Genomic DNA, 9,979 nt, shown 5'->3' on the forward strand with positions numbered 1-9,979 from the left:
CACAGCGACCGGGTGTTCCGCGGTGACGTCGTGGCCGGCACCTCCGAGCCTCGACCCTGCGGCGGCGCGCCTTCCGGTCGCCCCGTGACGGACGCGCCGGGCACCGGCCGACACACTGCGTCGGTGGATCCGAGCGCGAGCCCGTCGCCGCGGCAGGTCGAACTGCTCGAGGCCGCGTACCGGTACGTGCTGGCCAACGGCCTGGCCGAGCTGTCGCTGCGGCCGCTGGCCAAGCACATCGGCTCCAGCCCGCGGGTGCTGCTCTACCTGTTCGGCAGCAAGGACGGGCTGGTGCAGGCGCTGCTGGCCCGCGCGCGGCGCGCGGAGATGGCGATGCTGGCCGACCTGGGCGCTCCCAGCCACGATCCGCGCGCCGACCGGATGGCCGAGGTGGTGGACCGGCTGTGGGCGTGGGTGTCGGCCGAGGAGCACCGGGCCCTGCTGGCGCTGTGGTTGGAGGGGTACGCCCGGTCCCTGACCGACCCCGGGGGTCCGTGGGCCGGCTTCGCGCGCGCCACCGTCGAGGACTGGTTGCAGGTGCTCGCCGCCGCGCAGCCCGAGGACGTCCGTCACGGCGAGGACGGGCGCGCGCAGCGGACCGAGGTGCTGGCGTTGCTGCGCGGAGCGCTCATCGACCTGCTGGCCACGGGCGATCTGGAGCGCACCGGCGCCGCGGTGCGGCGCCGGGTGCGGTCCCTGCGTCGACCGGGGTGACGGCCGTTCGGGCGGTGGGTCACTGGCCGCGGCCGGTGACCTCCTGCAGCTCGTCGATGAGCCGCGACGCGTCGGCCTTGGACAGGTCCTCGGGCGGTGCCTCGCGCCCGGCCTGCTGCGACAGCGTCTCCAGGTAGGACTTCTGCGGCCCGGTCATCGGCTCGTCGCCGGTGGTCCAGTCGGCCGGGTCCTTCTCCGGCGAGCCCACCGCGGCCCCACCCGCGGGTGCGGTGTCGCCCGTGTCGTCAGCTCCACCACCGGCGGTGGTGCTCTCCTGTGCGCGATCGGTCATGCATCGAACATATCTTCGATCCCCGGCCCCCGCATCTCGGGCGATCACCACCCGGGGTTGGCAGGAATGCGCCGGGGTCGAGCCAGGTCCGGGCGCCGCATCGCTGCCTAGGCTGAGCGGCGTGCAGCCGCTGCGGCCCGACGACCCGCGGTGGATCGGGCCGTTCCGGGTGCTGGGCCGGCTCGGGGCGGGCGGGATGGGGCGGGTCTTCCTGGCCCGCACGCCCGACCAGCGCCAGGTCGCCGTCAAGGTGGTGCACGACGAGCTCGCCGGCGACACCGGGTTCCGGCACCGCTTCCGGCGCGAGGTGGCCGCGGCGATGTCGGTGTCGGGGTTGTTCACCGCCCGGGTCCTCGACGCCGATCCCGACGCCGACCAGCCCTGGCTGGCCACCGAGTTCGTCGCCGGGCCGTCGCTGCGCGAGAAGGTGCAGCGCGGCGGGCCGCTGCCCGCCGCGGGGCTGGCCGCGCTGGCCGGCGGGCTGGGCGAGGCGCTGGGCGCGATCCACGCCGCCGGGCTGGTGCACCGCGACCTGAAGCCGGCCAACGTGCTCCTCTCCCCCGCCGGACCCAAGGTCATCGACTTCGGGATCGCCTGGTCGGCGGAGAGCACCCGGCTGACCGCGACCGGTGAGGCGGTGGGCACACCGGAGTACATGGCGCCCGAGCAGATCACCGGGACCGGCCCGGCGGGCCCGGCCGTCGACGTGTTCGCCCTGGGCGCGATCCTCGCCTACGCCGCGACGGCGCGCAGCCCCTTCGCCGCCGACAGCACGGCCGCGGTGCTGTACCGGGTCGTGCAGAGCGAGCCGGACCTGGGTGGGGTGCCGGCGCCGTCGCGGGCGCTGGTCGCGGCCTGCCTGGACAAGGATCCGCGGCGGCGGCCGACCGCCCAGCAGATCGCGGCCTCGGTGCGCACGGGTGGTCCGCTCGACGTCGTCGACGACCGCGGGACCGGGCCGGTGACGGCCACTCCGCCGGACGTCGCCCGCGCCGGCACCGGGCCGCGCCGGGGCCGCGGCGTGCTCGCGTTCGGGGCGGCCGCGCTCACCCTGGCCGGAGCGGTCGCCGCGGCGCTCGTGCTCACCGACCCGGTCGGCGGGCCCGCCGTCGCGCCCGCCGCCCAGCCGAGCGCCCAGCCGAGCACCGCGGCGCCCACCCCGACGGGGCCGCCGATCGACCCGCGCAGCCCGCCCGCGGTGTTCATGGACCGGTTCTGCGGCTCGGGCGACCTGGTCAGCAGCATCGCCGGCAGCGCGGTCGTCCCGCCGCCCGCCCTGGACGACCCGGCCAGGGCGCGGCGCGACCTGCTGGGCGCGCTGGAGCGCTCGCTGGCGATCACCGAATCGGTGCTGGTCGACTTCTCCGCGCTGCGCGACGACGCCCCCACCCCGGAGCTGCGGGTGGCGCTGGGGCAGATCGTCGAGGAGTTCACCGGCGCGCGCGAGGCTTTCACCCAGGCCCGCGACACGGTGCGCGACGCCGAGGAGCTGGGGGTGGCGGAGTACGCGCTGGCCGCGGACCGGTTCGCCGCGGGCACCCGCAACATCCTGTTCGCCGGTACCGTCGTCGACACCTTGACGCTGCCCGAGGACTACCTGCGCGCCGCGGCGGTGGCCCCGCACTGCATCGACTGAGCTCATGAGCCGGGGCGTGCGTAGTCTCGCTGACGTGGCCGCGGTGACCACTCCCTAGGCTCGCGCGGGTGCAGCCGCTGCAGCCCGAGGACCCCGAGTGGTTGGGCCGCTTCCGGATCGAGGCCCGGCTCGGCGTCGGGGGCATGGGCCGGGTGTACCTGGCCAGCACCCCGGAGGGGCGGCGCGCGGCGGTCAAGATGATCCGCGACGACCTGGCGGGCGACACCGGGTTCCGCCACCGCTTCCGCCGGGAGGTCTCCGCGGCGCTGTCGGTGGCCGGGCTGTTCACCGCCCGCGTGCTCGACGCCGATCCCGACGCCGACCAGCCCTGGCTGGCCACCGAGTACGTCGAGGGGCCGTCACTGGCCGACGCGGTGGCCACGTCGGGACCGATGCCGCCGGCCCCGCTGGCGGCGCTCGCGCGCGGGCTGGCCGAGGCCCTGGGCGCGATCCACGCCGCCGGGTTGGTGCACCGCGACCTGAAACCGGCCAACGTGCTGCTCTCCCCCGCCGGACCCAAGGTCATCGACTTCGGCATCGCCTGGTCGGCCGGGGGCACCCAGCTCACCGGGACCGGGCAGGTCGTGGGCACCCCGGAGTACATGGCGCCCGAGCAGATCTCCGGGATCGGCCCCGGTGGCCCGCCGATCGACGTGTTCGCGCTGGGGTCGACGCTGGTGTTCGCGGCCACCGGGCGCAGCCCCTTCGCCGCCGACCAGGCGGCCGCGGCGCTGTTCCGGATCGTGCACGGCGAGCCCGACCTGACCGGGGTGCCCGGCGAGGTGCGCGAGCTGGTGCGGGCCTGCCTGGACAAGGACCCCGCGCGCCGGCCGACCGCGCAGCGGATCGCGGTCGGGCTGCGCGGAGCGGGTGGCTTCGCACCCGCGCCCCGGGCGCCCGACGGGCGCGAGACCGCCGACATCACGGCCCCGCCCGCGACCCTCGTCGAGCGTGCTCCGACGGGGAAGCGCCGGACCCGCGTGCTCGTCGCGGTCGCGGCCGCGGTCCTGGTCGCCGCCGGCACCACCCTCGGGATCACGCTGTCGACGGCGGGCGGGGGCACCGACCCCACGACCGGCCCGACGACGCCCGTCGCCGCGGGCCCGCCGACCCCCTCCTTCGCCCCGGACAGCCCGGAGGTCCGCTACGTCGACCGGCTGTGCGCCTCGGGCGAGCTGCTGGTGAGCCTGGCCGACACCACCATCTCGCCCACCGCGACCGGTGACGCCGCCGCCGCCCGCCGCGACTACCTCACCTCGATCAACCGGGTGATCGGGATCGTCGACACCGCGCTGCCCGACTTCGTGGTGCTGCGCGACGACGCCCCCGACGAGGCGACGCGCGCGGCGTTCGGGCAGGTCGTCGAGGAGTTCACCAGCGCGCGGGAGTCCTACGTCGAGGGCCGGGACGCGGTGCAGGCGTCGGAGCCGCTGACCGTCCAGGCGTACTCGACCGGGGTCGAGAAGTTCACCGACGGCACCCGGAACCTGGCGCTGGGCGCGACGATCGTGCAGGGCCTGACCCTGCCCGACAGCTTCGCGGGCGCCTACCTCTCGGCGCCGCACTGCGCCGAGTGAGGCCGCTCAGCCTGCGGTGGGCGGCTGGTCGACCAGCTGGGCGAGGTAGAGCGGCTCGCCGAGCTTCTCCAGCAGCGACAGGTTGGTCTCGATGTAGTCGATGTGGTGCTCCTCGTCGGCGAGGATCTCCTCGAAGAGGGTGGCGGTCGTGTGGTCGCCCTTGGCCCGGCACATGGTGATGCCCGGGCGGAGCCGGTCGACGACCTCGCGCTCGACGGCGAGGTCGGACTCCAGCATCTCCCCGACGGTCTGGCCGATGCGCAGCGAGAACAGCCGCTGGAAGTTCGGCAGGCCCTCCAGCAGCAGGATGCGGTCGGTGATGCGCTCGGCGTGGCGCATCTCGTCCATCGACTCCGCACGGGTGTAGGCCGCGAGCTTGGTCAGGCCCCAGTTCTGCTGCATCTTGGCGTGCAGGAAGTACTGGTTGACCGCCGTCAGCTCGCTGGTCAGCTGCTCGTTGAGCAACGCGATGATCTCCGGGTCGCCCTGCATGGCTCCGCCCTCGTTCCGCTCGTCCCGCGACCGGTGCTTCCGCCCGCCGATGGACGTTAGCGCTGGTCGGAGCGGGTCTGCCAGCAAGGTCGTCCTCGCCGAGCGCAAGCTCGCCCTTGGTCAGGCGGGCCTCAGGCGGTGCGCGGCAGTCCGGCGGTGGGGTACTCCGCGGACAGCAGGAAGGTGTCGATGCGGTCGTGGCAGGAGCCGCAGCCGGTGCCGGCGCCGCAGGCGTCGCCGACTTCCTCCACGGTGCGGGCGCCGCGGGCCACGCACGACCTGATCTCGGTGTCGGGTACCGCGGCGCAGATGCACACGAACATAGGCTCTCCTGGGTTCAGGTGAGCCTATGGTCAGCTGTGCGGTCCGTCAGATGCAAGCCCTAGCCTGGAACGCGTGCCGCTGGAGGAGTACCGCCGCAAGCGCGACCCCGCCCGCACCCCCGAGCCGGTTCCCGAGGGCGAGCCGCTCGCCGGCGACGACGACCGGTTCGTCATCCAGGAGCACCACGCCCGGCGCCTGCACTGGGACGTGCGGCTGGAGCGTGACGGGGTGCTGGCGTCCTGGGCGGTGCCCAAGGGCCTGCCCACCGAGCCGGGCACGGTGCGCCTGGCGGTGCGCACCGAGGACCACCCGATCGAGTACCTGGAGTTCTCCGGGGAGATCCCGGCCGGCGAGTACGGCGGCGGGCGGATGACGATCTGGGACACCGGCACCTACGAGACCGAGAAGTGGAACTCCCGCGAGGTCATCGTCCGGATGAGCGGGCAGCGGGCGCGGGGCCGGTTCGTGTTCATCCGCACCGCGGGCGGGCGGCGCGGCGGCGAGCGCGAGGAGTGGCTGCTGCGCCGCTCGGACCCCGCGCCCGAGCACGAGCCGCTGCCGATGGACGCCCGCCCGATGCTGGCCACCCCCGGCCCGCTGCCCCGCGACGAGGGCTGGTGGCTGCAGGTCGGGTTCGGCGGGCGGCGCGTGGTGGTGCGGGTCGAGGGCGGTCGGGCGCGGATCACCGACGGCGAGGGCGAGGAGCTGGCGGTGCCGCAGCTGCGCGAGCTCGGGCCGTCGCTGAGCGCCACCCAGGTCCTGCTGGACGGCGAGCTGACCGAACGCGCAGGTGGCAGCGAGCTGTGGATCGGCGACCTGCTGCACCTGGACGGCCGCGACGTGCGCGGGCTGGTGTTCGAGCAGCGCCGCGGGCTGCTGGAGGGGCTGCCGCTGACCGGGCCGCGGTGGCGGGTCGCACCGGTGTTCCCCGGCGGCGGGCCGGAGGTGGTGCGGGCCGCCGCGGCCCAGGGCCTGCCGTACGTGGTGGCGAAGCGGGCCGACTCGACCTACGAGGCGGGGCGGCGCTCGCCGTCGTGGGTGGAGGTGGCGACCGACGCGCCGACCCCGGCGCCCACCACGACCCCGCGCACCGACAAGGGGGCCGCGGACGGCCCGACCCGACGCGGGGTGGGCCGGGCCCGGCTGACCAACCCGGGCAAGGTCCTCTACCCGCTCACCGGCACCACGAAGGCCGACGTCGTGGCGCACTACCTGGCCGTCGCCGAGGTGATGCTGCCGCACCTGGCGGGCCGGCCGGTGACGATGGTCCGCTGGCCCGACGGCGTGGAGCGGGGCTCGTTCTTCGAGAAGGACGTCTCGCGCCACGCGCCGGAGTGGATCCGCACCGCGCGGGTCGGCACGCCGGGCGGGCGGTCCGAGACCGCCGACTTCCCCCTGATCGACGACGAGCAGGGGCTGGCCTGGGCGGCGAACCTGGCCGCGCTGGAGCTGCACGTCCCGCAGTGGCGCGTCGACCCGGACGGCGACAACGGGCGGGGCCTGCCCGACCTGGTGGTCTTCGACCTCGACCCGGGCGAGGGCACCACGGTGGTCGACTGCGCGCGGGTGGCCGTGCGGATCCGCGAGCACCTCGCCGATGACGGGCTGACCTGCTATCCGCGCACCAGCGGCGGCAAGGGCATGCAGCTGTACCTGCCGGTCGCGGTGTCGAGCCCGGAGCAGACCTCGGAGTTCGCCAAGGCGGTCGCCCAGGAGATGGCCCGGCAGACCCCGTCGACGGTCACCGCGGTGATGGCGAAGGCGCGGCGGCGGGGCAAGGTGTTCGTCGACTGGAGCCAGAACAACCCCTACAAGACGACGATCGCCAGCTACTCGCTGCGCGGGCGGGCCCGGCCGACCGTGGCCACCCCGGTGACCTGGGAGGAGGTGGCGGCCTGCCGCCGCCGCGAGGATCTGGTGTTCACCGCCGACGACCTGCCCGGGCGCATCGCCGAGCACGGCGATCTGATGGCCGGGCTGCTCACCGACGAGGGACAGCACCTGCCCCGGCGCGGGTGAGCGCGGCGGCGGTTGGCAGGCTCGGCGCATGCAGCCGGCCACGCGCCACCCCTACCTCGACGGCCCCTACCCCCGCGCCTACGCGCACCGCGGCTGGCACGTCGACGAGCTGGCCGGGCTGGAGAACACCCTGGCGGCGTTCCACCGGGCCGTCGCCGAGGGGTTCGGGTACCTGGAGATGGACGTGCACGCCACCGCCGACGACGTGGTCGTCGTGCACCACGACCCCACCCTGGACCGCACCACCGACGGCCGCGGACCGATCGCCGAGCTGCGCGCCGCGGAGCTGGCCGGGGTCCGGGTGGGCAGGCGCGAGCCGATCCCGACGCTCGAGCGGGTGCTGACCGAGCTGCCCGACGTGCGGATCACGGTCGAGGTCAAGTCGGCGGTCGTGGTCGGGCCGCTGCTGCGGCTGCTGGAGCGCACCGACAGCTGGCACCGGGTGTGCGTGGGCGGCTACGACCACCGCTGGCTGCGCCGGGCGCGGGCCGGGGCCGGGCCGCGGCTGTGCACGTCGATGTCGCAGCGCGACGCCGTCGGGCTGCGGGCGCGGGCGTGGTTCGACGCGCTGCCCGGTCCGCTGTCGTCGCTGCCCGCCCCGGTGGCGGACGGTCAGCTCGCCCAGCTGCCGCGCCGGATCGGACCGTTGACCGTCGTGGACGCGAGGCTGCTGCGGGTGGCCCACGACAGCGGCCGCGAGGTGCACGTGTGGACCGTGGACGACCCGGTCGAGATGGTCGAACTGCTCGACCTCGGCGTCGACGGGCTGCTGTCGGACCGGCCCGACCTGCTGCGCTCCGTGCTGCGCGACCGCGGCGACTGGCCGGGCTGAACCGCGCGGCTCCGGCGTTCACCCGGTGGGGACGCGGCGCTACGCTCCGCGCGTGAGCACCCAGCCGACCCCTGGCCACGGCCCTGCCGCGGTCGTCCCGGTGTCCCGCGGCCGGATCGTGGCCTGGGGTTTCTGGGACTGGGGGTCGGCGGCGTTCAACGCCGTGATCCTCACGTTCGTGTTCTCGGTCTACCTGACCGACGCCGTCGGTGACGAGCGCCCGGAGGCGAGCTCGGCGCTGGGCTTCGCGGTCGGCATCGCCGGGCTGGTGATCGCGCTGCTGGCCCCGGTGATCGGCCAGCAGGCCGACTCCGCCGGCCGGCGCAAGCTCTCGACGCTGGTGTGGACCGGGCTGACGGTGCTGGCCACCGTCGGGCTGTTCTTCGTCCGCGACGACTACTCCTACCTGTGGCTGGGGCTGGGGTTGCTGGCCGCGGGCTCGGTGTTCGTGGAGCTGGCCCAGGTCTCCTACAACGCGATGCTCAGCCAGGTGAGCTCGGCGCAGAACATGGGCCGGGTCTCGGGGTTCGGCTGGTCGATGGGCTACTTCGGCGGCATCGTCCTGCTGCTGCTGGTCTACGTGGGGCTGATCGCCGGCGAGGGCGGCGCGCTCGGGGCCTCCACCGAGGACGGCTTCAACATCCGGCTGGTCGCGCTGGTGGCGGCGGCGTGGTTCCTGGTCTCGGCCATCCCGATGTGGGTGGCGGTGCCGGAGATCCCGCCCGACCCGCAGCGCCCGCAGCGCCTGGGCGTCGCGGGCGCCTACCGCAAGCTGTTCGCCGACCTGCGCTCGATCTACCGGCACAACCCGCACACCGTGTACTTCCTGCTGGCCAGCGCCCTGTTCCGGGACGGGCTGGCCGCGGTGTTCACCTTCGGCGCGGTGCTGGCGGTCTCGGTGTACGGCATCGGCGCCGCCGACGTGCTGATCTTCGGCATCGCCGCCAACGTGGTCTCGGCGGCCGGGGCGCTCACCGGCGGGCGCCTGGAGGACCGGGTGGGACCCAAGCCGGTGATCGTCGGGTCGCTGGTCGGGATGCTCGTGGTCGGGGTGGTGCTGCTGTTCGCGACCGGCCCGACCATGTTCTGGATCTTCGGGCTGGCCCTGACCCTGTTCGTGGGGCCCGCGCAGTCCTCGTCGCGCACGTTCGTCAACCGGCTGGCCGAGCCCGGCCGCGAGGGTGAGCTGTTCGGGCTCTACGCCACCACCGGCCGCGCCGTGTCGTTCCTGGCGCCCAGCCTGTTCGGGTTGTTCACCGGGCTGTTCGCCAGCGAGCGCGCCGGCATGATCGGCATCCTGCTGGTGCTGGCCGCCGGACTCGTCGCCCTCTGGCCGGTGCAGCCGCCCCGGCACGCCGCCGCCAAGGCGTAGCGGAGCGCACCCGAGCCGTCACGAGCGGCATTGTGCGAGGTCACCACGCCGGGAGAACTGATCCCCTCTGGGCGATTCGTCCGGTACGTGAGGTGGGTTTGCATGTAAACATTGATGTGTTCTGAGTGACATAAGTCACATCTGGCAGACGCGTCACAACGACGTGTGCGACCGGGCGGCATGGGGGACACTCACCGATCAGGGCGGCAAACTTCCGGTGTCGGTCACGTTACGACCGACACCTCGTCGGGAGTCGCCCGTCGAGTCCGGGAATACGTCAGCGCTGTAGACGTTACACCCGGTGGTGAAGGCCGAGGGAGGCTCCCTCGGCTGGTGAAAGGGGAGGGTGACGCATGGCCGACCGCGTGCTCCGTGGCAGCCGGCTCGGGGCTGTCAGCTACGAGACCGACCGCAACCACGACCTCGCGCCGCGGCAGTCGATGCGCTACGCGTGCCCGCGCGGGCACGACTTCGAGGTGCCCTTCGCGAATGACGCCGAGCCGCCGATCACGTGGGAGTGCCGCCTGCACGGCAGCATCTCCAAGCTGGTGGACGGCACCGAGCCCGAGCAGAAGAAGGCGAAGCCGCCGCGCACGCACTGGGACATGCTCCTGGAGCGCCGGTCGGTGGCCGACCTGGAGGTCCTGCTGACCGAGCGCCTCGAGTTGCTCGCCGAGCGCCGCCGCGACATCGCTTGATCGCGTAGCAGCGACCGCGACGT

At 74.4% G+C, this 9,979-nt stretch carries 10 protein-coding genes; 7 read left to right on the plus strand and 3 right to left on the minus strand.

Annotated elements, in window-relative coordinates; translation table 11 throughout:
- The first annotated feature begins 123 nt into the window (after positions 1–123).
- The gene (locus KDL28_RS25955; protein ID WP_252442449.1) at positions 124–714 is read left to right on the plus strand and encodes a TetR/AcrR family transcriptional regulator; all 591 of its coding nucleotides are present in this window, start codon (positions 124–126) and stop codon (positions 712–714) included.
- Positions 715–733: 19 nt separating this feature from the next.
- On the opposite strand, the gene KDL28_RS25960 is transcribed toward KDL28_RS25955, so the two are convergent.
- Positions 734–1,006 carry a DUF3072 domain-containing protein gene (locus KDL28_RS25960; RefSeq protein WP_372497073.1) on the minus strand — a complete coding sequence of 91 codons (273 nt, stop codon included), beginning with the start codon at positions 1,004–1,006 and terminating at the stop codon, positions 734–736.
- A gap of 121 nt (positions 1,007–1,127) precedes the next feature.
- Here KDL28_RS25960 and KDL28_RS25965 point away from each other — a divergent pair, with 121 nt between their 5' ends.
- Both KDL28_RS25965 and KDL28_RS25970 read left to right on the plus strand, forming a co-directional pair.
- Positions 1,128–2,642 carry a serine/threonine-protein kinase gene (locus KDL28_RS25965; protein ID WP_252442451.1) on the plus strand — a complete coding sequence of 505 codons (1,515 nt, stop codon included), beginning with the start codon at positions 1,128–1,130 and terminating at the stop codon, positions 2,640–2,642.
- Positions 2,643–2,710: 68 nt separating this feature from the next.
- Positions 2,711–4,219 carry a serine/threonine-protein kinase gene (locus KDL28_RS25970; RefSeq protein ID WP_252442453.1) on the plus strand — a complete coding sequence of 503 codons (1,509 nt, stop codon included), beginning with the start codon at positions 2,711–2,713 and terminating at the stop codon, positions 4,217–4,219.
- Between the two features lie 6 nt (positions 4,220–4,225).
- Here KDL28_RS25970 and bfr read toward each other — a convergent pair whose 3' ends face one another.
- Positions 4,226–4,711 (minus strand): bacterioferritin, encoded by a 486-nt coding sequence (gene bfr, locus KDL28_RS25975; protein ID WP_252442455.1) that lies wholly within the window; start codon positions 4,709–4,711, stop codon positions 4,226–4,228.
- A 131-nt stretch (positions 4,712–4,842) separates the two neighbouring features.
- Positions 4,843–5,034 carry a (2Fe-2S)-binding protein gene (locus KDL28_RS25980; protein WP_252442457.1) on the minus strand — a complete coding sequence of 64 codons (192 nt, stop codon included), beginning with the start codon at positions 5,032–5,034 and terminating at the stop codon, positions 4,843–4,845.
- A gap of 73 nt (positions 5,035–5,107) precedes the next feature.
- On the opposite strand from KDL28_RS25980, the gene ligD reads away from it, so the two are divergent.
- The 4 genes from ligD (at position 5,108) to KDL28_RS26000 (ending at position 9,956) form a co-directional block, all read left to right on the plus strand.
- The gene (gene ligD / locus KDL28_RS25985; RefSeq protein WP_252442458.1) at positions 5,108–7,054 is read left to right on the plus strand and encodes a non-homologous end-joining DNA ligase; all 1,947 of its coding nucleotides are present in this window, start codon (positions 5,108–5,110) and stop codon (positions 7,052–7,054) included.
- Between the two features lie 28 nt (positions 7,055–7,082).
- Complete coding sequence (locus KDL28_RS25990; RefSeq protein WP_252442459.1) at positions 7,083–7,886, plus strand: glycerophosphodiester phosphodiesterase family protein; 804 nt, start codon at positions 7,083–7,085, stop codon at positions 7,884–7,886.
- A 52-nt stretch (positions 7,887–7,938) separates the two neighbouring features.
- A complete protein-coding gene (locus tag KDL28_RS25995) occupies positions 7,939–9,258 on the plus strand; it encodes an MFS transporter (RefSeq protein WP_252442460.1) in 1,320 nt (439 codons plus the stop codon).
- 353 nt (positions 9,259–9,611) lie between these two features.
- The gene (locus tag KDL28_RS26000) at positions 9,612–9,956 is read left to right on the plus strand and encodes an RNA polymerase-binding protein RbpA (RefSeq protein ID WP_252442461.1); all 345 of its coding nucleotides are present in this window, start codon (positions 9,612–9,614) and stop codon (positions 9,954–9,956) included.
- Positions 9,957–9,979: the final 23 nt, after the last annotated feature.

Origin of the sequence: Pseudonocardia humida (assembly GCF_023898865.1) — a bacterium.
Lineage (GTDB): Bacteria > Actinomycetota > Actinomycetes > Mycobacteriales > Pseudonocardiaceae > Pseudonocardia > Pseudonocardia humida.

Excerpts from the sequence above, each read along its gene's own strand:
- KDL28_RS25960 (WP_372497073.1), bottom strand. The coding sequence starts at position 1,006 with ATGACCGATCGCGCACAGGAGAGCACCACCGCCGGTGGTGGAGCTGAC.
- bfr (WP_252442455.1), bottom strand. The coding sequence starts at position 4,711 with ATGCAGGGCGACCCGGAGATCATCGCGTTGCTCAACGAGCAGCTGACC.
- KDL28_RS25980 (WP_252442457.1), bottom strand. The coding sequence starts at position 5,034 with ATGTTCGTGTGCATCTGCGCCGCGGTACCCGACACCGAGATCAGGTCG.
- KDL28_RS25990 (WP_252442459.1), top strand. The coding sequence starts at position 7,083 with ATGCAGCCGGCCACGCGCCACCCCTACCTCGACGGCCCCTACCCCCGC.
- KDL28_RS26000 (WP_252442461.1), top strand. The coding sequence starts at position 9,612 with ATGGCCGACCGCGTGCTCCGTGGCAGCCGGCTCGGGGCTGTCAGCTAC.